The organism is Klebsiella sp. WP8-S18-ESBL-06 (assembly GCF_014169755.1).
GTDB lineage: Bacteria > Pseudomonadota > Gammaproteobacteria > Enterobacterales > Enterobacteriaceae > Kluyvera > Kluyvera ascorbata_B.
Window position 1 is genome coordinate 2472260 of sequence record NZ_AP022256.1, and the last position, 20974, is coordinate 2493233.

At 56.6% G+C, this 20974-nt stretch carries 19 protein-coding genes; 7 read left to right on the forward strand and 12 right to left on the reverse strand.

What is annotated here, in order from left to right:
- The first annotated feature begins 73 nt into the window (after positions 1 to 73).
- Positions 74 to 1240 (forward strand): benzoate/H(+) symporter BenE family transporter, encoded by a 1167-nt coding sequence (locus H7R76_RS11825; RefSeq protein WP_182967876.1) that lies wholly within the window; start codon positions 74 to 76, stop codon positions 1238 to 1240.
- Here H7R76_RS11825 and H7R76_RS11830 read toward each other — a convergent pair.
- A complete protein-coding gene (locus H7R76_RS11830) occupies positions 1217 to 2092 on the reverse strand; it encodes a helix-turn-helix domain-containing protein (RefSeq protein WP_182967878.1) in 876 nt (291 codons plus the stop codon). The two genes, H7R76_RS11825 and H7R76_RS11830, sit on opposite strands and share 24 nt — an antisense overlap.
- 185 nt (positions 2093 to 2277) lie before the next feature.
- Between H7R76_RS11830 and H7R76_RS11835 the strand changes: the two genes are divergently transcribed.
- Positions 2278 to 3177, forward strand: coding sequence for a DMT family transporter (locus H7R76_RS11835; RefSeq protein ID WP_106929109.1), 900 nt, complete (start codon positions 2278 to 2280; stop codon positions 3175 to 3177).
- Between the two features lie 209 nt (positions 3178 to 3386).
- Here H7R76_RS11835 and H7R76_RS11840 read toward each other — a convergent pair whose 3' ends face one another.
- From H7R76_RS11840 to H7R76_RS11865, 6 genes are all read right to left on the reverse strand, one after another.
- A complete protein-coding gene (locus H7R76_RS11840; protein ID WP_106929111.1) occupies positions 3387 to 4055 on the reverse strand; it encodes a DUF3313 domain-containing protein in 669 nt (222 codons plus the stop codon).
- A gap of 146 nt (positions 4056 to 4201) precedes the next feature.
- Complete coding sequence (gene tehB, locus H7R76_RS11845; RefSeq protein ID WP_106929113.1) at positions 4202 to 4798, reverse strand: tellurite resistance methyltransferase TehB; 597 nt, start codon at positions 4796 to 4798, stop codon at positions 4202 to 4204.
- The gene (gene tehA, locus H7R76_RS11850) at positions 4798 to 5799 is read right to left on the reverse strand and encodes a dicarboxylate transporter/tellurite-resistance protein TehA (RefSeq protein ID WP_182967880.1); all 1002 of its coding nucleotides are present in this window, start codon (positions 5797 to 5799) and stop codon (positions 4798 to 4800) included. Before tehA ends, tehB begins: the two co-directional genes overlap by 1 nt.
- Positions 5800 to 5857: 58 nt before the next feature.
- Positions 5858 to 6487 carry a LysE family translocator gene (locus H7R76_RS11855; protein ID WP_182928271.1) on the reverse strand — a complete coding sequence of 210 codons (630 nt, stop codon included), beginning with the start codon at positions 6485 to 6487 and terminating at the stop codon, positions 5858 to 5860.
- Between the two features lie 46 nt (positions 6488 to 6533).
- Positions 6534 to 7163, reverse strand: coding sequence for a helix-turn-helix transcriptional regulator (locus tag H7R76_RS11860; RefSeq protein WP_182967882.1), 630 nt, complete (start codon positions 7161 to 7163; stop codon positions 6534 to 6536).
- On the reverse strand, positions 7163 to 8143 hold the full coding sequence (locus H7R76_RS11865) for a threo-3-hydroxy-L-aspartate ammonia-lyase (protein ID WP_182928959.1): 981 nt from the start codon (positions 8141 to 8143) through the stop codon (positions 7163 to 7165). Before H7R76_RS11865 ends, H7R76_RS11860 begins: the two co-directional genes overlap by 1 nt.
- 124 nt (positions 8144 to 8267) lie before the next feature.
- Between H7R76_RS11865 and ydcK the strand changes: the two genes are divergently transcribed.
- On the forward strand, positions 8268 to 9248 hold the full coding sequence (ydcK, locus tag H7R76_RS11870) for a YdcK family protein (RefSeq protein WP_182928960.1): 981 nt from the start codon (positions 8268 to 8270) through the stop codon (positions 9246 to 9248).
- Here the strand turns inward: ydcK and rimL are convergent.
- The 4 genes from rimL to hglS form a co-directional block, all read right to left on the reverse strand.
- On the reverse strand, positions 9243 to 9794 hold the full coding sequence (gene rimL / locus H7R76_RS11875) for a 50S ribosomal protein L7/L12-serine acetyltransferase (protein WP_106929123.1): 552 nt from the start codon (positions 9792 to 9794) through the stop codon (positions 9243 to 9245). The two genes, ydcK and rimL, sit on opposite strands and share 6 nt — an antisense overlap.
- 59 nt (positions 9795 to 9853) lie before the next feature.
- Positions 9854 to 11509, reverse strand: coding sequence for a glucan biosynthesis protein D (locus H7R76_RS11880; protein ID WP_106929124.1), 1656 nt, complete (start codon positions 11507 to 11509; stop codon positions 9854 to 9856).
- A 115-nt stretch (positions 11510 to 11624) separates the two neighbouring features.
- The gene (locus H7R76_RS11885) at positions 11625 to 13130 is read right to left on the reverse strand and encodes a carboxylesterase/lipase family protein (RefSeq protein ID WP_106929126.1); all 1506 of its coding nucleotides are present in this window, start codon (positions 13128 to 13130) and stop codon (positions 11625 to 11627) included.
- A 44-nt stretch (positions 13131 to 13174) separates the two neighbouring features.
- On the reverse strand, positions 13175 to 14518 hold the full coding sequence (gene hglS / locus H7R76_RS11890; RefSeq protein WP_182965288.1) for a 2-oxoadipate dioxygenase/decarboxylase HglS: 1344 nt from the start codon (positions 14516 to 14518) through the stop codon (positions 13175 to 13177).
- Positions 14519 to 14744: 226 nt separating this feature from the next.
- On the opposite strand from hglS, the gene pcaH reads away from it, so the two are divergent.
- The 3 genes from pcaH to H7R76_RS11905 all read left to right on the forward strand — a co-directional run bounded on the left by pcaH (position 14745) and on the right by H7R76_RS11905 (position 17235).
- Positions 14745 to 15485 carry a protocatechuate 3,4-dioxygenase subunit beta gene (pcaH, locus tag H7R76_RS11895; protein WP_182928961.1) on the forward strand — a complete coding sequence of 247 codons (741 nt, stop codon included), beginning with the start codon at positions 14745 to 14747 and terminating at the stop codon, positions 15483 to 15485.
- Positions 15482 to 16102, forward strand: a complete 621-nt coding sequence (gene pcaG, locus H7R76_RS11900; RefSeq protein WP_106929131.1) for a protocatechuate 3,4-dioxygenase subunit alpha — start codon at positions 15482 to 15484, stop codon at positions 16100 to 16102. The genes pcaH and pcaG overlap by 4 nt, the downstream gene beginning before the upstream one ends.
- 209 nt (positions 16103 to 16311) lie before the next feature.
- Entirely contained in the window at positions 16312 to 17235 is a 924-nt protein-coding gene (locus tag H7R76_RS11905; RefSeq protein WP_182928963.1) for a LysR substrate-binding domain-containing protein, read from the forward strand.
- Between the two features lie 37 nt (positions 17236 to 17272).
- Here H7R76_RS11905 and H7R76_RS11910 read toward each other — a convergent pair whose 3' ends face one another.
- Positions 17273 to 18172: a WaaZ-like lipopolysaccharide core biosynthesis protein gene (locus tag H7R76_RS11910; RefSeq protein ID WP_182965289.1), complete on the reverse strand. Its 900-nt coding sequence runs from the start codon at positions 18170 to 18172 to the stop codon at positions 17273 to 17275.
- 423 nt (positions 18173 to 18595) lie between these two features.
- Here H7R76_RS11910 and H7R76_RS11915 point away from each other — a divergent pair, with 423 nt between their 5' ends.
- The gene (locus tag H7R76_RS11915; RefSeq protein ID WP_182965291.1) at positions 18596 to 20971 is read left to right on the forward strand and encodes a glucose/quinate/shikimate family membrane-bound PQQ-dependent dehydrogenase; all 2376 of its coding nucleotides are present in this window, start codon (positions 18596 to 18598) and stop codon (positions 20969 to 20971) included.
- Positions 20972 to 20974: the final 3 nt, after the last annotated feature.

The window sequence follows — 20974 nt, forward strand, 5'->3', positions numbered from 1 at the left end:
CGTCGCACGCCACTTGTGCGCTATAGCGCACAATGATACATTCAATGTACGTTATAACGCACAAAGGTCTACAATGCGATCCTATCTTATTCCTTTCCCCTCGCTGCTGGCGGGGTTTGTAGCCGTTCTGGTCGGCTATGCCAGCTCGGCGGCAATTATCTGGCAGGCCGCCGCTGCTGCGGGTGCAAGCCCGCTGCAAATTTCCGGCTGGATGACGGCGTTAGGGTTGGCCATGGGCCTCAGCACGCTGGTTCTGACGCTGTGGCGTAAAGTCCCTATTCTGACCGCGTGGTCAACGCCCGGCGCGGCGCTGCTGGTTGGTGGCCTGCAGGGCGCGACGCTCAACGAAGCCGTAGGCATTTTTATTTTCGCTAACGCGCTGATTGTCATCTGCGGCCTGACCGGCTGGTTCGCCCGTCTGATGAGGCTGATCCCGCATTCACTGGCCGCGGCGATGCTGGCGGGGATTTTATTGCGTTTCGGCCTTCAGGCTTTTGCCACCCTACAGGGGCAACTGCTGCTATGCGGCAGTATGCTGATGGGCTGGCTGCTGTGTAAAGCGCTGGCGCCACGCTATGCGGTGGTGGCCGCCATGGCCGTGGGGATCGCGGTGGCATGGCTTAAAGGTGACGTTGTCACGAAATCACTTAACCTGGCTTTCGTTGCACCTCAGTTTGTCACGCCTCATTTTTCACTCACCGCGTTACTGAGCGTAGGCATTCCCTTTTTCCTCGTCACGATGGCCTCGCAAAATGCGCCCGGCCTTGCCACGCTACAGGCGTCGGGCTATCGGGTGCCGGTCTCGCCGCTGATGGTGATCAGCGGCGCCTTTGGCCTGCTGCTGGCGCCGTTTGGCGTTTATTCGGTGTGCATTGCCGCCATTACCGCCGCCATTTGCCAAAGCCCGGATGCTCACCCCGATCCGCAAAAACGCTGGTTGGCCGCAGCGGCGGCAGGCGTGTTTTATCTTCTGGCAGGCATCTTCGGTGGTTCGATCACCGCGCTGATGGCAGCGCTTCCCGTCGCGTGGATTCAAATGCTGGCGGGGCTGGCGCTGCTCGGTACGTTGGGCGGAAGTCTGTTTCAGGCTCTGAATGCGGAACGTGAACGCGACGCCGCGCTGGTCACTTTCCTGGTGACCGCCAGCGGCATAACCCTCGCGGGTATCGGCTCCGCATTCTGGGGCTTAGTGCTGGGTGGGGTGAGCTTCGCGCTGTTAGCCAGCAAGGCTCGCGCGTAGCTGCGATGGCGTCACGCCGATTGCCGTTTTGAAACGGTTGCTGAAGTGGCTCGCGGAGCTAAAACCGCAGCGTAGCGCAATGTCGGTTAATGGCAATGCGCTAAAGCGCACCATCTGCTGAGCCGTATCCATCCGCCGCTGCATCACGTACTGATGCGGCGCCAGGCCCACAGACTGACGGAACATGCGCGCAAAGTGATACTCGCTCAACGATGCCTGCGCGGCGAGGTCGGCCAGCGTTAACGGCTCGCTGAGATGCGCGTCAATATAATCCAGCGTATTTCGTAACACCCCCGGTGCCAGCCCACCGGTGACCGTCGGCAGACGCCACTGGACGTTGGCATAATTTTGTAGCAAATGGGTCAGCAGCAGCGTGCTGGCGCTGCTTAACGTCAGCTGATTCGCCGGCTGCTGCCAGTCACAGCCGAGCAAAAAATGGCGGTAGAGCAGCGTAATTTTCGGGTCATCGCCAAAGATTTGTTCATCCAGCGTCACGCTAGCCGGACTACGATCCCACACCTGCTCCCCAACGTGGCGCAGGTGTTCATCGGTGCAGTAAAGATGCACGAACGACAGATCGCCACGAATATCCCACGTCGATTCACTGTCCTCCGGCATCAGGCAAAAACGGTTAGGCCCGCCGCCGTTTTTCCAGCCGTGTGGCGTTTTCTGGTAGCTTTCATAGCCGTCGGCGACGTACAGGCTTAGGGTATGATGATCGCTTTGCACCGTCAGCGTATCGAGTTTGTTGTACCACGCGGCAAGCTGAATGCCGGAATTGAGCGCGACGGTTTCCCGCAGAATAGCTTTCTGACTCCGTAGTCTTTCAAACGTCGCGTAGGTGTGGGTCATTACGATTTCTGTCACGATTAACGATAGCCCTAGTCTAGGGGCTGTCGCGGGTGGATGCTACTTTTCTGCGCCGCTATACGGCAAAAAACCGCAAGAATATGCAAGTCATCCGCAACCTTCTGCAAGCGGCGACGACACGCGTGCGGCAGACTGGATCTCTGTCGCGATAACCGTTGTGAGGAAAAATGAACGCGCTGCTCTATGCTTTAGTTGTCGTTATTTGGGGTACCACCTGGATTGCCATCTTTTTACAGCAGGGTCCGGTGCCCGAAGCCGTCTCTATTTTCTGGCGCTTCGCCATCGCCAGCACCACCATGCTGACCATTCTGCTGTGCCTGCGCCGCCTGCGGCCGCTAGCGCTGCGTGACCACCTGTTCTGCATGGTACAAGGCTGCTGCGTATTTGGTTTTAACTTCCTCTGTTTTTACACCGCCGCGAAATGGATCAATACCGGTCTGGAATCGGTTATTTTCTCGATGGCGGTTCTGTTTAACGCGATTAATAGCTTTATTTTCTTCCGCCAGACGCCGCCCAAACGCTTTTACGCGGCGGCGCTGTTGGGGTTGGCCGGGATTGTGACGCTCTTCTGGGACGATCTGCAGGCCGTGGGGATGAGCAGTACGTTGCTGGCCGGTATTCTCCTCAGCGCGCTGGGCACCTACGGTTTCTCACTGGGCAATATGCTCAGTCTGCGTCACCAGCGCCGCGGGCTGGAGACGCTCACCACTAACGCCTGGGCGATGCTCTACGGCACGATAGTCATTGGCCTTGTCGCCCTGCTGCGCGGCGATGATTTCACACCGCAGTGGACCCTCAGCTATATGGGCGCGCTGTTCTATCTGGCGCTGTTCGGCTCGGTCATTGCCTTCGGCGTCTATTTCACGCTGGTTGGCCGCATCGGCGCCAGCAATGCCGCCTACAGTACCCTGCTGTTTCCGCTGGTTGCGCTGACGCTGTCAACGGTCTACGAAGGTTACCAATGGCACGCAAACGCCGTCGTCGGGCTGGTGCTGATTCTGCTGGGCAATCTGGTGATGTTCGCCAAACCGCTGGCCTGGCGTCTGCCGTTTCTCAGCCGCGCCTAGTCCTTCACGCAATGTGCTGTGGAAAATAAATCAACCGTGCCGTTCGAGAGTAAAAGTAATGACGCGATCATGCTGACGGCACGATATTTTCTCTGACAGGGAAAATAATCGGCCACAAAATCGGAATAATGTATTCATCAAAAATATAATACCATCATAAATAAAGGGGCTACCTTATCGGTGCCCCTTTATTCATGATGGGATATTTTTTATTTCTGCGACGGATCGAATTTCACCGCATCAATCGCCATATCATCAATCACCTGTTTCAGCGTATCCAGCGTCAGTTTCGCATCTGAGTTCGACAGGTCTTTGCCTTCCCCTTTACGCACCACTTTGATAACCGGTTTGTTGGTGGCCGCATCAATCAGTTCGCCTTCAAAATATAGGTTGGTGTTCATGGTGCGATGGCCTGTGGCCGCCTGCGTACCGGCAACGACCATCGCAATCGGGATCACCTCGTAGAACTGCAGCCCTTCTTTGCTGGAGTCAACAGCAGTAATCGCACCGCGGAAAATCAGGCTATGCGGACCGGCGGTGGTCGCCAGCGGCTTGCGCTCGCTGATGGCTTTTTTCAGCTCGGTATTGGTATAGGCCAGAATGTCGTTCAGCGCTTTTTCACCCACCTGCGTGGTCGGTTTCGGCACCGGATAATAGGTAACAGGGTTATAAACAACGTTCGCGTAGTTGGCCGGTTTGTAGTCCGGAGAGATCCAACGCAGCTCGGTTTTCCCGGACGCCGTTGTCGTTTGTTTGAGGCCAGAATAATCTTTCAAAAAGCCGGAATACTGCTCGGGCGTGGTGGTCTTAGATGCACAACCGGCAAGAGCCAGAACGCCGACAAGAACCGCCGCTTTAAAAAACGTTTGAGTACGCATGAGATAATCCCTGAGAAATGCACAGATGCCAGTAAGTTATAGCAAAGGAATCAGGAGATTGTCGCGACAAAAATAGAGGAGACACGCAATATTAATAAAAAGAATTCACCATATAACGGGCTCTTCGCCCGTTATATAAATACTAATTATGATTTCTTACGCGCCAGCAGGGTGGCAAAGCGCAATTTAATTCGATTACCCTGCTCGTCCGTACGGTGAAGCTCGCCAACGTCTTCGTTATATTTCAACAGATCCCACCCCGCATAATATGCCTTCAACTCGCCGGCCTTAAACGCGAACGGGAAACCCACCGTGCACGGAAAATCATCGGTATCCATCGCCGCAACGATCAGGTTATAGCCCCCTGCAACGGTGCAGCGCTGCATGTTGGCAATCAGACGCGGGATCGTCCCCGGTTCAAGGAACATCATCACCACGGTAGACAAAATAAAGTCGTACGCGCCGTCAAAGCTCAGCGTATTAAGGTCCTTGACCGCCGCCTGCAAAGAGGTTAGCCCTTCAGCCTCGCGAATCGACAACAGATTCTGGATGCTCATCGGGTTTTTATCCCACGCCGTTACGTCATAACCGTTCGCCGCCAGATAAAGACTGTTACGCCCGTTACCGCAGCCCAGATCGAGTGCCTTACCCGGCTTAACGATCGTCGCCGCATGCACGACATCGGAATGGGTACGGGTCAGGCCGTATTTTTCGGTGAAGTAGTTTTCATCACGCATGGTCATTAGTCATCCTTCGGTTTCATCAGTGTCGACGCAGCAGCTCGCGTCAAAAATTTACCCTGAAGCAGCAACAGCAGCGTTTTAATCAGCAGCAGGCCGATCACGATATTCGTGAAGATAAACAGCGGCAGCGCCAGGTAGTGGAAAAAGCCGGAGCCGCTGGCATGCCCGAGATGCAGCCCGGTAGAGGCCAGCGCGGAGATACCGAACGAGAAGCTCCAGAACGAGGCGTTAAACGCCTGGCGCAGATACCACGGCATCAAACGCAGCATAAACAGTAGCTGAAGCAGCCCATAGCCAAACAGCATTTTGGCGAACACGTCCGCGTGGCCGCCGTTGACGCTCAGCCATGCGTTACAGGCCACCAGCGCGGGGGCCAGCTGAATGCCGAGCGAAGTACGCAGCGGAATCGATAGCGCGCCGCCGCTACGCAGGCGCTGTACAATCGCGGGTTCCAGCGTTATCCAGGAAATCACCCCGGCCCCCAGGAACACCAGCCCGGCGTCGTTAAAGCCCAGAGCACCGCAGGCCATGGCGCTGATAAAGTTATTCGCCACCGTCGGCAGATACAGCCCCGGCGTGGTGGCGTCTGCCGGATGTTCGCCGCGCCACAGCCCGGCGGTTTGCCAGGCAGCATAGCTCAGTTGAAGCACAACCCCGATGATAAACAGCGCCAACGCCAGCGGCCGCAGCCACGGCGTTACGCCAATCGCGACCAGCATGGTGGTCGCCGGGAACAGGCTCACAAAGCTGCTGGCGATAGGATGGCGCATTTCCAGCCAGACGCTATACGGAAAGCGGACTGTGCGCACAATAAACGCCAGCGCCAGCAGCGCCCACATCACGATTGCCAGTATCACCAGCCCGTCGCCGATGGCGTGGCTCAGCGGCCAGATAGTGCTGGCGTAGCGCCAGGCGAAGCCCATCCCGATGGTGCCGAGAACCATGCCAAAATAGCCGGCGGGCAAATTCAGCACCTGGCGTTCGTCGTTTTTATTATGCATTTTGTTTATTTATTCAAATTTATTTAAGTTGCATTTTAAATGATTCTTTAGCGCGGCGCTAGCGTGAAAAAGAAGTATAGATAAGCTTCACGCCCAGCAGCCCCAAAATGGTCGCCGAGACCCTGTCTACCGCCCCTTTCATACGCAGATAAACACGACGCGGCTTCTCCGCCGACAGCAGCAGCGCCACCAGCGCGTACCAACCGGCGTCAATAACAAAGCTCATCAAGGGGATCAGGTAATAAAACACGGTAGGAATATGCGCGGGCAGCAGCGCAGTGAAAATTGAGGCAAAAACAATAGCCGTTTTCGGGTTGCTGAGCTGGGTGAACAGCCCATCGCGAAACGCCTTCCACAGTGAAATAGAGACCGTTTCTCCCCCCACGGCAATCGCCATCGGCTGACGTGCGCCGCGAAAAATTTTAATACCTATCCAGATCAGATAAGCACCGCCCGCCAGCTTCAGGCCGATAAACAGTTCCGGTACCGCATTCAGCACCTTTTGCAGCCCCAGCATCGCCATCAGCGCAAACGTCGCGGCCCCAGCCCCGGTGCCCAGCGCGGTCACCAGGCCGTGGGCGCGGGAGTGCACGACGGCCGTTCGCGCCACGTAGATAAAGCTGGGGCCGGGGCTCATTACCCCCATAATCAGCACGGCAGCAATGGCAAGCAGACTCGATAACAGCATATTTTCTCCTGAAGATGGACGTTAGCTAAGGTAAACGGTCTTTCCGTTATACGGCATTTTTCTGTCTTGCATAGAGATAAGCGGTAGCGCGCGAGATCCCAAGATGTTGGGCCACGGTGTCCATCGATTTACGTACTTCCAGCAGCCCTTCCTGACCCAGGGCCTGTATCAGCGCTTTGCGGTCGTCAACGCTCAGCGCTCGTGCGGTGGTCGCCCTTGTTGCCGCATAGCGGTCGATATAACGACGGATAGCCTCCAGGCCAGCAGGCTCAAGGTGCTCGACCAGGGGCGCGCTGGCCACTGCGGTAAACTGAGATAACGCGCTTTGCATACCGCGAAACAGCGTCATATCAACGTTAAGGCACAGTGCTGCGACGTATTCGTCATTGGCGTCTTTAATACCGATGGAGGTGCTTTTTACCGGGCGGCCATCGGCAAACTGATTGGCGTAATTCGCCACAATTTGCGGAAATTCCGCCGATGCAATGCGCGCCAGCCCCATTTCCGTGGCCGGCTGCCCTACCGTTCTGCCGGATAAATTGTTGTGTATCGCCAGAATGGCGTGATCCGGGTGCGTAAGGTCGTGAACCACCACCTCACAAAAGGGTGACAACGTTGCGCTCACCCCTTTCGCGATGTTATCGAGCTGCCGGAGCAGCGTATTATCATCCTGCATCAACTTTCCCTTTCACCGGCCAGAAAACGGGCATAGCGGTGGATATCCACATTACCGCCGCTGATAATCACACCGACCTTTTTGCCCCGCAGCGAGGATTTTCTTGCCCGCGCCGCGGCAAAGCCGAGGCATCCGGTCGGCTCGACGACCATTTTCATACGCTCGGCAAAAAACGTCATCGCCGCGATCAGCTCATCATCACTCACGGTCAGAATATCCTCCACCGTATGCTGGATAATGGGAAACGTGTAGTGGCCCAGATGCTGAGTCTGTGCACCGTCGGCGATGGTTTTCGGCGTCTCAATGTGGACAATTTGACCGCTGCGCAGCGACTGCTGCCCATCATTGCCCGCCTCGGGCTCAACGCCGTAGATAGCGCACCGCGGCGAAAGATGCCGCGCGGCCAGCGCCGAACCCGACAGCAAACCGCCGCCGCCCAGGCACACAAACAGCGCGTCCAGCGGCCCCACGTCCTCAATCAGCTCTTTCGCCGCCGTGCCCTGACCGGCGATCACCTGCGGATGATCGTAAGGCGGAATCAGCGTCAGCCCCTCTTTTTGCGCCAGCTCACGGCCAATCTGCTCCCGGTCTTCGGTATAGCGATCGTAGGTCACAACGCGGCCACCGTAACCTTTAGTGGCCGCCACCTTGGCCGCCGGGGCATCGAGCGGCATGATGATCGTTGCCGGAATCGACAGCAGCTTAGCCGCCAGCGCCACCGCCTGCGCATGGTTGCCAGAGGAAAAAGCCACGACGCCAGCGGCGCGCTGCTCGGGCGTAAACTGCAACAGCGCGTTCATCGCGCCGCGAAACTTAAACGCCCCCATACGCTGAAAATTCTCGCACTTGAAATACACTTCGGCACCAAAATCAGCGTTGGCGGTGCGCGAGGTCATCACCGGCGTACGGTGAGCATAGTGGGCAATACGTTCCGCCGCGGCGGCGACATCGCCATAGTCTGGTAATTTTCGTTCTGTCATTTTTTCACCACTAATACATTTAGTATTAATTAATATTTTTTGTATTATTCGTTATACGCCTCATCCCCGCTTATGCCCAGCGTAATTTGCTACATTTAAGGTATCCGCCAGGTCAGAGGCCACCATGAAAAAGTACCGTCTCAGTGAGAATTCCCGTCGCGTGCAAATTGGCGAGCCTGGTGCTCGGGAGAGCGTACAGGTGTGGCAAATCATTGCCCTGCGTGATTTTGCCGATGTCGCCGCCGGCAGCCTGGGGGGGTGGATTGCGGATGAGCAGGCGTTAAGTCACGAAGGCGATTGCTGGATTTACGATGAAAATAGCCTCGTTTATGCGGGCGCAACCGTCGCCGGCAACGCGCGGCTGACGCAGATCTGCGAAGTCAGCCATCAGGCAGCCATTGGCGGCAACGCACGGGTATGTGCCAGTCGTATCAGCCACGGCGCGCGGCTGAGCGAGAACGTCATCGTTAAAGGGGCCAGGGTTCACGGCCACTGCCATCTGTTTGGCAGTGCCTACATAGGCGAACAGTGCCAGATTGTCGGCGCGAAGGGCCTGACCGCTGACAGCGATCTGCCGCTGCAAATCTACGATCGCGCCCGTTTAACCGACTGCCGGGTTGTGCACCAGGCGCAAATCTACGGTGATGCGTCGCTGTGTCACGCCTTTATCGAACACCGGGCAGAGATCTATGACCGCGCACGGTTAGAGGGCAATGAGGCGAACAACATCTGGGTGTGCGACTGCGCCAGGGTTTACGGCAACGCGCGTATCATCGCCGGACACGGTGAGGATGCGATCCCCACTCTTCGCTACAGTGCGCAGGTGGCAGAAAACGCGGTCATCGAGGGCAACTGCGTGCTGAAGCATCATGTCAGGGTCGGCGGAAATGCCCGGCTCCGCGGCGGGCCGATTCTGCTGGACGATCACGTCGTGATTCAGGGCGACGCGCGTATCGAGGGCGATGTGCTGATCGAGTATCACATTGATATTGGCGACAGCGTGGTGGTAGAAGCGCTGCCGGGTGAGGCCATCCACCTGCGCGGGCGTAAAGCGATTAGCGGCGCGCAGCGTATCACCCGCACCCCGCTGTTCGGTGCGCTATAAATCAGACTGTTCGATAATTCGCGCGTAGAGGTTTTGATCGTAGAAGACATCGTTAAGAAACTCGGCCTGACGTAAGCATCCTTCCAGCTGGAAACCGTTACGCTGTGCCACCTGATTGCTGCGCAGATTATCAACCCGGCATTTGATCACGAAGCGGCGGATTTCGCCGCGGTCCACGTAATAGCGAATAAACGCCTGTAACGACGCCGACAGAATCCCCTTACCCTGCGCGGCTTCATCGAGCCAGTAGCCGATATACCCGGTCTTATTCGACGGTTCAATCTGGTTAAATGACAGCACGCCCGCCATTTTGCCGTCGACAAAAATCAGAAACATTTTCGCGATGCCGCGCTGGTGCAGCATCATATTGCCCTGCACGTTCTGGCGGGTGTCCTGCTCGCTGTTCACAAACTGCGGCCAGTTCAGCGTCTGCTGCAGCCAGTCACGGTTGCGCAGCACCATCTGGTGAAGATCGGTAATATGGCCTTCATTAACGGCCTGAAGGGTGATGGCGTCCGATACCACGATCGTTTCAACGCGGGTCATGTTAGGTTCTCACTCGGAAAGAAAACCCGGCCAGGCAAAGCTCGGCCGGGCCAGGGGCGTTATTTCATAATGCGGTCGTCAACGTACTGACGCTTATCTGGCGCTGGCGGGAAGTACTGATACAGCCAGGTTTCGCTGATCGCTTCGCCGCGGCAGCGCAGGAACAGGCGCATATCCACCGGTTCGGTTGAATCGGAAGTCGGGTACCAGTCGAACAGAATCCGGTAACCGTCAAACGGTTCTACGTACAGGATTTCAACCTGTTTCGCCTCACCGCTGGACAGCGTGATCACCGGTTCAATCCCCTTCGGCGCGGCGGCTTTCAAATCACCGCCGACGAAATCAATGGCGAAACGACGGGACCATTTGTCCGGGTAGTGTTCCCCCGGCGCCCAGCCTTCCGGGAAGCTGCCCATCCCGGTACGCGTGGCCAGCACGCGCGCCAGCGGCGAACGAACCGGCGGCATCGCGCTCCAGTACAGGCGATAGCTAAAGTTGAGCTGGTCGCCCGCCTTCATCGGCTTTTCCGGCTGCCAGAAGCAGACGATGTTATCCAGCGTTTCGCCGGTAGTCGGAATTTCCATCAGACTGACGGCCCCTTTTCCCCACTGATTGCGCGGCTCAACCCACAGACTCGGGCGTTTGTTGTACCAGCCCATGACATCCTGATAGTGGGTAAAGTCGCGATCCAGCTGCAGCAGACCAAAACCTTTCGGGTTTTTGTCCTGATAGGCGTTGAACTGCAGCTTCTGTGGGTTATTCAACGGACGGCAGATCCACTCGCCGTTGCCCAACCACATCGCCAGACGGTCGGAGTCATGAATCTGTGGGTGGATGGTGTCACAGACGCGGCGCTCGTTATTACCGCAGCTGAACATACTGGTCATCGGCGCGATACCTAACTGCTTGATATCTTTTCGCGCATAGAGGTGGTTTTCCACGTCCATGATCACCTGCGCCTTCTCGCAGTGCACAACGAATTTATACGCACCGGTGATGCTGGCGCTGTCGAGCAGCGCATAGACGGTGAAGGTGGTATCGCCCGGTTTCGCGGTTTCAAACCAGAAGGAGGTAAAGTCAGGGAACTCTTCCAGCGAATCCGTGTAGGTGTCGATTGCCAGACCACGCGCGGAAAGACCGTACTGATAGGTGCTGTCTACGGCGCGGAAATAGCTTGCCCCCAGGAAAGCGACGATATCGCGGCGCGCCAGCTCCGGCGCTTTAAACACGCGGAACCCGGCAAAGCCGAGATCGGTTTGCCCTTCCAGCTGTTTCGTGTCGACACCGGCGTCGTGATACTGGAACAGCTCAGGGCGGAAATGAATTTCACGCGCCTGCTGGCTGGCCGGATCGAGTGAGAACATGCGCACGCGACGACGGAAACCCATTCCGACGTGGAAGAACTGGATATCCAGCTGGCGATCGTTGACGTTATTCCACAGAGAGTGCTGCGCATCGTACTGAATGCTGTTGTAAGCCTGCGGCGTCAGGTTGGCCAGGGTTTCCGGCAGCGCGCGCGGCGCGCCAACCCAGGGCTGACGGGAAAGATCGTGGGCCATCGATTGCAGCACGCCGAAATCAAAGCGACGCGTCTGGCCGTCGGCAATATCGGACTCCTGCGCCAGCGCGGCCTGAGAGAAAAGCGATGCAAAACCGGAAGTACCGCACACGGCGGCAACAGCCATTGAAGATTTGAGAAAGTGTCTGCGGTTCATGCCTGGCAAAGCGTCCTTTTTATCATCGGAATGCAGCAAAAAAATGCGCGTGTTAACTGCCGCCCACTCTAGACAAAATTCACTGATAATCCAATTGGTCAGGCAATAAAATCTGCTAATCCAGGTTCACATGGTGTTTCATTACGCGTTTGAACAGCGCCAGTCGCGCGCGCATAAAGCGGTTTTCAACGCGAAATCCGGCGCGCTTATGCAGCCCAATGCGCAACAGGCGATCCCGGCCGCGCACCGCTGCAGGCCAACGTACCGGCCCCGCCAGCACAACGTGCGCGGCGCTGGCTTCACGCGCGAAGCGTACCCAGTAGTCGGCAACCTGCGCGGCGAAGGCCAGATCGTCTTGCGTGGCATAGTCACAGGAGGGGGAAATGTGCCCTAACGTATCAAACACGTAAGGCACCTCATTACCGTGCCAGGCGCCGTGGGGATAAGTGGCGTGTTCAGCCTCGGCAACATAGTCAAACCAGTAGCGCCAGCACGGTTGATTAATCCGCTGCTGCGCCTGCATCACAACGTAACCCAGGGTGGTAAAGGCCATGTCGCGGCACACCTCACGGCCTAGCGCTTCATCCGCCTTCACGCCCGGATACAGTAGCCGAATCAATCCCAGCCCCAGGCGGCGCTCGCGGCGTAGTTTTTGGATTTCACCGGCAAGATCGACGCCGAACACCGCCATAACGCTGGCTTCATCGCTATTGGAGCCAACCAGCACCGGCATCGCGTGCTGTTTACCGGCGAAGAACACGTCAAGCATCGGCTGCGGCAGCACCGCATCGCCCGCAATGGGCGCGGGGCCGGTGGTATGCGGCGCGGCCAGCGGCCAGAACGCCTCGGCGGGAATTTCACGCAGTCTGTCGGCGGACGCATTGGCGAGATTAAAATGTTCCGCCAGCCTTTCACCGCGAGCCAATGCGGCTTCACGCGGCACATCCGGCAACGTATAGCCGCTCTGAATGATGGCTTTATGGAAGAGCCCTTCAGCTTTGGGTGAGGTCATCAGCGATAGCACGCTGCGGGCGCCAGCGGATTCGCCGAATAACGTGACGTTGTCACCGTCACCGCCGAACGCGGCGATATTCTCCTGTACCCAGCGCAGCGCGGCGATTTGATCGAGCAGGCCAAAATTATACAGCCGCTCGCCGTCTTCGCCTTCCAGCGCCGGATGCGCAAAAAAGCCCAGATGCCCGAGCCGGTAATTCAGGGTCACCACCACCGCGCCGCGTCTGGACAGCGCTTTACCGTCGTATGGCGGCAGCCCGCCAGAACCGATGGTAAATCCGCCGCCGTGCAGCCAGACCATCACCGGCAGCGGGCCGGAACGTTCTACGGGTGCCCAAACGTTGAGATAGAGACAATCTTCCGAGAAACGCCCCGGATCGCCGCCCCCCAGTTCCTGGCAGTATTCCCCATTTTGCCAACTGGCGGCAGAAAAAGTCTCGGCCGGGCGAACGCCCTGCCACGGCGCAACCGGCCGGGGCGCTCGCCAGCGAAGCGCCCCCACGGGCGGCGCGGCATAGGGAATACCGCACCACACATGAATATCGTCATCCACTCGTCCTGATAGCCATCCTTGACGGGTCTCTACGCGCGTTGCGGCATTCTGCATCGGTGTTCATCCTTTTTACATTATTCCTTTGCAGATTAACCGTTTCAGAGCAAACCGCAACGCCGTTTGCTGCGCATCTCCGCCTCTTCGTACAGGCTGAACTCGTTAAGTACCGGCCTTCCCAGCGCCGTTTCAAAGGCGCCGCGGCTGGCGTTGCCATGGCAGTGCGTCTGCGATTCACCGCCGAGATTGGACTGGAAAATACCGGCGGCGCTGACCGGCAGAAAATCTTCATAGGTGATGGGCTGTGCGATAACCCAGCCGCGTTCAATAAACGGCTGCGGATCGTCGCCGGGACGAATGGCCTGGCGATGCGCATCGCCGCTGGGGGTCAGACGATAGCGGAACCAGGCCAGCCCCTGCTGGCGCAGCAGAAATTCGCTGTCCGGGAACGCTTTGAATACGGCCTGTAGATGCTGCTGATGGCTAAGGTTGTCTTTTCCCACACCCGCCTCGCTCAACAGCCGGTCGTACAATGCCCGTCCCTTAGGTGTCAGCGCCACGCCGCGTTGCTCTATTTCCCCAAAGCGCGCCGTGTGCGTGCCGCTGGCGTCACCGGCGAAGGAAACGGGTTCTTCCAGGGCTTTAAAGCTGGTCTGGCGCAGCAGCAGCGGCACCGCGCGACGCGGCGGCCCTTCGATCACCGCTTTCGGTTCGATGCCGTATTTCGCCATCAGCGACTGTACCTGGTCAATATCCAGGGTACGCGGCGTCAGATGGTTAATATGACAGCCGGGAAAACACACCACATCGGCAATCAGCCGATGCTGTTGATGCAGCGCCTGATACGTTTCTTTATCGACCGTCGTGTGGTGATGCCAGCGAAAGGTTTCCAGCGCTTCACGGACAAATTCCTGCCCCTGTGCCGGGGTCAAGCCACCCTGCTCGTCGTGAAGGGCCATCAGCGCCCGACAGCGCGGCGTGAAGATATCGCGTCGGGCAAGAATACGCGCCGCTTTGTCACGCAGCGCCGGGTCGTCAATCAACTCCAAACGCAGCAGCGAGGTAAAAATACGAAAAGGATTACGCTGGAGCGCCGCGTCATCAACCGGACGAAAAGCGGTGGAGTGCACCGGCACGCCCGCCACGGAAAGATCGTAATACCCCACCGGGTACATCCCCATGATGGCAAACATGCGGCACAGCGTCGCCAGCTCTTGCGCCGTTCCCACCCTGATAGCCCCGTGACGCTCCACGTTCAGGCGCGCCAGTTCATCGGCGTTGGCCAGCTGTTCATGTAAGCGCGGATTATTTTCCAGCACCGCCAGATTTACGTCAGCAACAAGCGCTAACAAAGTGCCATATTGCGGGACTTCCTGCTGGTACATTGCCGACATTGCTTGCGAAAAATCTTCCCGAATATCATCTGCTGAAAGGGTATGCGCCATGTTATCTCGCCTCCTGTGACTCTATTTGCAGTGTAGGTAAGCGCATAACGCCGTGCGGTAAGAATTTACAAAGTGTGATCCCGGCGACTGCATAAATTCCACCGTTAACTCTGGCGTTGCCATAACCAGAGGTTATTTAAAACACACCTTAAATTCACTATTAATTAACAATGCATTTACACACACTGAGTGCGGCAATAATAAAATACCCTACACGGAGCCACCTATGAGCACAAAATGGTCACCGCAAGAAGTGATTCATCGTGATTACAACAATCACCCGCCGGCCTATGCGCCAGGCTATAAAACCAGCGTATTGCGCTCACCGCGTAACGCGCTTATTTCCCTGCAAAATTCGCTGTCAGAAATCACCGGCCCGGTCTTTTCTCAGCAGGATATAGGCCCGCTGGATAACGACCTGATCCTCAACTACGCCAAAGATGGCTTGCCGATCGGCGAGCGTATTATCGTGCACGGCTATGTCCGCGACGGCTTTGGTCGCCCGCTGAAAAATACGCTGGTTGAAGTGTGGCAGGCCAACGCCGGCGGACGCTATCGGCATAAGAAAGATCAGTATCTGGCGCCGATTGATCCAAATTTTGGCGGCTGCGGGCGCGTGTTGACCGATGAAAATGGCTACTACTTCTTCCGCACCATCAAGCCGGGCCCGTACCCGTGGCGTAATCAGGTCAGCGACTGGCGTCCTTCACATATTCACTTTTCGATCTTCGGCGAGGCGTTCGCCCAGCGACTGATCACGCAGATGTACTTTGAAGGCGACCCGCTCATCAAGCAGTGCCCCATCGTCAAAACCATTAACAACGATGACGCCGTCCGCACGCTGATTGCTGAACTTGATACCCATGCCGCCGTGCCGCTCGACTGCCTGGCGTACCGTTTTGATCTGGTGCTACGCGGCCAGCGCGCCACGCTGTTTGAGAATCGTACCCAGGGGGCTGCACGATGAAAGACTATTTACCGGAAACCGCTTCACAAACCGCCGGGCCATACGTTCATATTGGCCTTGCGCCGGACGCTGCCGGCTTTCATATTTTCGAGAAAAACTTTGGTCCCACGCTGACCAACAGCCACACGCCGGGCGAACGCATTGCCATTGAAGGACGCGTCTTCGACGGCTCAGGCACCCCGGTGCGCGACGTGCTGATTGAGATCTGGCAGGCCAACGCCGACGGGCGTTATAACCATGTCGCCGACCATCAGGAAGGCAAAGCGCTGGACGCCGATTTTCGCGGCTGGGGCCGCGCCTGCTCCAATTTTGACAGCGGCGTCTGGCGTTTTGACACCATCAAGCCGGGTCAGGCGGTCGGCCGCGATGGACGCATGATGGCACCGCACGTCAATCTGTGGATCGTGGCGCGCGGCATTAACATTGGCCTGAATACGCGCATGTACTTCTCTGACGAACAAGAAGCGAACGCCAGCGATCCGGTGCTCAACCTGATCGAATGGGAGGTTCGCCGTCAGACCTTGATTGGCCGAAAAGAGAGCCGTGGCAACGAAACGGTCTATCACTTTGATATTTATCTGCAGGGTGAAAAAGAAACCGTCTTCTTTGACGTCTGATGGCGGCCCCTTCGCCGCGATTGCGCGCGGGTGAGCAATAGGCCGACACGATCGCACCCGGCGAGGATCGCCACGCCGGGTTTCCTTTCTTCCTGCAACAAAACGCTTGTCTGTTAAACCGCACAAATGTTAATAATAATTTGCTAGCAAGTTATCAAAATTAAACAACATTACTTGTCACCCATGCTGCTCTGTTTTAAACATCGCTTATGGAAAAAAATGCTCTCTTTAGTCAGCGCATTCGTCTGCGCCATCTGCACACTTTCGTGGCCGTCGCCCAGCAAGGAACATTGGGGCGAGCGGCTGAAACCCTTAATCTTAGCCAGCCTGCGCTTTCTAAGACCTTAAATGAACTCGAACAGCTTACCGGTACCCGCCTGTTTGAACGCGGCCGCCTCGGCGCGCAGCTGACCTTAGTGGGCGAACAATTTCTGACCCATGCGGTGAAAGTGCTCGACGCGCTGAACACCGCCGGACAGGCGCTGGTACGTAAAGAAGGTGTTAATAATGATGTGGTGCGCATTGGCGCGCTACCCACTGCGGCTCTGGGCGTGCTGCCTGCGGTAATCGGCCCATTTCACCAGCAGCAAAAAGACGTCACGCTGCAGGTGGCGACCATGAACAACACCATGCTGCTGGCGGCGCTGAAGTCCGGCGATATTGACCTCGGCATTGGCCGTATGTCCGATCCTGAACTGATGACCGGGCTGAACTACGAACTGCTGTTTCTTGAATCGCTGAAGCTGGTGGTTCGCCCGGATCATCCGATTTTGCATGAAAACATCACCCTGAGTCGGGTGCTGGAGTGGCCGGTCGTTGTGTCACCTAAAGGCACCGTGCCGCGCCAGAACGCCGAGACCCTGCTACAAAGCCAGGGCTGCAAAATGCCTGCTGGCTGTATTGAAACGCTGTCTGCATCGCTGTCCCGGCAGCTCACGGTTGACTACAACTACATCTGGTTTGTCCCTTCCGGTGCGGTAAAAGACGACCTGCGACGCGGTACGCTCACCGCCTTGCCGATTGCGACCCAGGGCCAGGGCGAGCCCATTGGCATTCTGACCCGCGTAGATACGCCGCTTTCCTCCGGCGCACAGACGCTGCTGAGCGCGGTGCGAAAGGCCGTTCCCTCCTGATCGGCCTCCGCTGGCCTGCTCCCGGCAGGCCACGCGCTCAGCGTCTCTTTATCACCGTTTCCCAGGATTGTCGGGGAAAAACCGTCACCGCGCTCTCCGTCGATAAATTCACTACATTAATATCATGTTTATCACAATAGGAATGTGCGGCAGTAAAAGCCCGGGTTATTTTATCAAAATCGCGCTGCAGGCGCGTTGATAATATATTATCAGCCTGCTCATAAAAACGAGGCGAATGAAAACTGTTCATATCCAGTCCGGCAAAATAAATATGCTTATAGCCTAAGGCGCAGGCTATTTGTAGCGCTGGATAAGCGACCGTACCATAATCAAATACCGCACGAGATAAATGAGCAGAGAATCCTGTTTCATTAAACCAGTGATATTCGCCATCGTTCGGTTCTACCGGGTAGGCCTTCCCCAGAAAGGTTTCACACATTGCATTGGTGATCGTTTCAATAATTTTAAACTGACAGCGAATGCGCGAAGGCGGAATCAACGAGCAGATAGCCTCCAGACATTTACACGGGCAGAACAACACCAGATCGGACACGCCAACAATTTCCCTAATAAAATCAAGTTTATTGATAATGAAACTGCGATCGATAATCACATACCAACGAAAGTTTATCGGCGTCAGGGCACAGGCGCCGTTAACGCCCATATAGTCGAAATAATCATCATAAAACTCCCCCCGGATACGATTGACCGACGGCCCGGAGGCCATAATCAGCAGTGGTTTATTTCTGGCTCGCGCCTCAATATCAATGTGGTTCAATCGACTATTTTTAAAATAAACGTTTTGAATCATTCCGCAGGGCTTACGCTGGACTTTAAAATAGGGCCAAAGATTTTTATTGTGATCGTATTTTTCAGAATGCGTCAGTCGGTAAAATGTTTTACAGACCCATCTGGAAAAAATATTTATCCCGCTCATATCATTCACACCATGAATATTATTAAATTATTTTTTATCCGGCGGGATTAATAATATTTACACATTTTTATTTCTACGTTTTGAATGCGGCGATTGGGTTCATAGACGGACTTTTCTGCACAACGCTTTTCGCGGCCCGTGTCTGTGGGGTAGACAATATCCGCTTGGTCGTCTGCGGTCGTGCGCATCACCGAACCAAGACCAATACGCAAATAATGCGAAATCTTTTATTAACAATTGCGCAATGCATTTTAACAGATCTATCATAGTCACCAGTTAACCAAATGGTTCACAACTGGTTTCACATGTGAACTAAAACCCTCACTTAGAAACAAGTATTCGCTTCATTCAAAATAAAAACACGGAACTTATACCCCATGTGGTTCAGCCGTGTGCAATATCTGCTGTCGTAAGGAGAACAGTATGTCTACTGGCAACGTGCCGCGAGGATTCCCGCGAATCCTGCAGTGGCTTCTTATTGGGCTGATGGCGATCGTCGGTCTGGCAATCGGCGCGCTGGGGGCGAAACTCGCCGCCGTGGGTGGCTCGGTCTTCTTTGCCCTGATGGGGCTGGTCATGCTCGTCAGCGCTGTGCTGATCGCGCGCCAGCGCCGCGCCGGGATTATGCTTTACGCACTGGCGTTTATCGTGGCAATTATCTGGTCAATTGGCGATGCGGGCTGGGATTTCTGGCCGCTGTTTTCCCGCCTCTTTACCTTTGGCGTACTGGCGCTGCTTTGCGCGCTGGTGTGGCCGTTTATGGCCACGACGGCACCTGCACGTAAAGGGCCCGCGTTTGGCCTGGCGGCCGTGCTCGCTGTTGCCCTGCTGGCAAGCGTAGGCGGTATGTTCAAACCGCAGACGCTGGTATCCGCCACCGAGGCGGTACCGGTGAAACCGGTGGCAGCGGGTGAAGCGCAGAAAAACTGGGCACACTGGGGCAATACCACTCACGGCGATCGTTTTGCTGCGTTGGATCAGATTAACAAGCAAAACGTTAATCAACTGAAGGTAGCCTGGACGGCCCATACCGGCGATATTCCGCTAAGCAACGGTTCCGGCGCGGAAGATCAGAATACGCCGCTGCAAATCGGCGATACGCTATTCGTCTGCACGCCGTACAGCAAGGTACTGGCGCTGGACGTCGATAGCGGTAAAGAAAAGTGGCGCTATGATGCGAAAGCTACCGCGCCGAACTGGCAGCGCTGCCGTGGACTGGGTTACTTTGAAGACACGACCGCACTCACCTCACCTCAGTCCTCTGCGCAACCCGCCGCCTGTCCACGCCGCTTGTTCCTGCCGACCACCGATGCCAGGCTGATCGCCATCAACGCCGATAACGGCCTGCTGTGCGAAGACTTCGGCGACCACGGCACCGTGGACCTGAGCGTCGGGATGGGTGAAATCAAACCGGGCTACTACCAGCAAACCTCGACGCCGCTGGTGGCGGGAAATGTGGTGGTGGTTGGCGGCCGCGTTGCCGACAACTTCTCTACCGGTGAACCGCCGGGCGTCGTACGCGCTTATGATGTACGCACCGGCAAACTGGCGTGGGCGTGGGATCCGGGCAACCCGAATCTGACCGGCCTGCCGCCGGAAGGCCAAACCTACACGCGCGGGACGCCGAACGTTTGGTCCGCGATGTCCTATGACGCGAAGCTAAACCTGGTGTATCTGCCCACCGGTAATGCGACGCCGGACTTCTGGGCGGGTGAACGTACCGCGCTGGACGATAAGTACAGCTCGTCAATCGTTGCCGTTGATGCCACGACCGGTAAAGTTCGCTGGCACTACCAGACAACTCACCACGATCTGTGGGACTTCGACCTGCCGTCTCAGCCGCTGCTGTACGACCTGCCGAACGGCAAAGGTGGTACTACGCCGGTACTGGTGCAAACCAGCAAACAGGGCATGATCTTTATGCTCAACCGAGAAACCGGCGAACCGGTCGCGAAAGTCGAAGAGCGCCCGGTACCGGCAGGCAATGTGCAGGGAGAGCGTTACTCGCCCACCCAACCGTACTCTGTGGGTATGCCGATGATCGGTAATGACACGTTGAAAGAGTCCGATATGTGGGGCGCTACCCCGGTCGATCTGCTGCTGTGCCGCATCCAGTTTAAAGAAATGCGCCATCAGGGCATCTTCACCCCGCCGGGCGTTGACCGCTCGCTGCAGTATCCGGGATCCCTCGGCGGTATGAACTGGGGCAGCGTATCGGTTGATCCAAACAATAGTCTGATGTTCGTCAACGATATGCGCCTGGGTCTGGCAAACTATATGGTGCCGCGCGCCAACGTTGCTAAAGACGCCAGCGGGATTGAGATGGGGATTGTGCCTATGGATGGCACGCCATACGGTGCGATGCGCGAACGTTTCCTGTCACCGCTGGGGATCCCATGCCAGAAACCACCATTTGGCACCCTGTCCGCGGTGGACCTGAAGTCCGGTAAGATTGTCTGGCAGGTTCCAGTGGGGACCGTAGAGGACACCGGCCCGCTGGGTATTCGTATGCACATGCCAATCCCCATTGGCATGCCGACGCTGGGCGCCTCGCTGTCGACACAGTCTGGTCTGCTGTTCTTCGCCGGTACCCAGGATTTCTACCTGCGCGCGTTTGATACCGCAACCGGGAAAGAAATCTGGAAAGATCGTCTGCCGGTGGGGAGCCAGTCCGGCCCGATGACCTACGTGTCGCCGAAAACCGGTAAGCAGTACATCGTGATTAACGCCGGGGGCGCTCGTCAGTCGCCGGATCGCGGTGACTATATCATTGCTTACGCCCTGCCGGATTCACAGTAATCC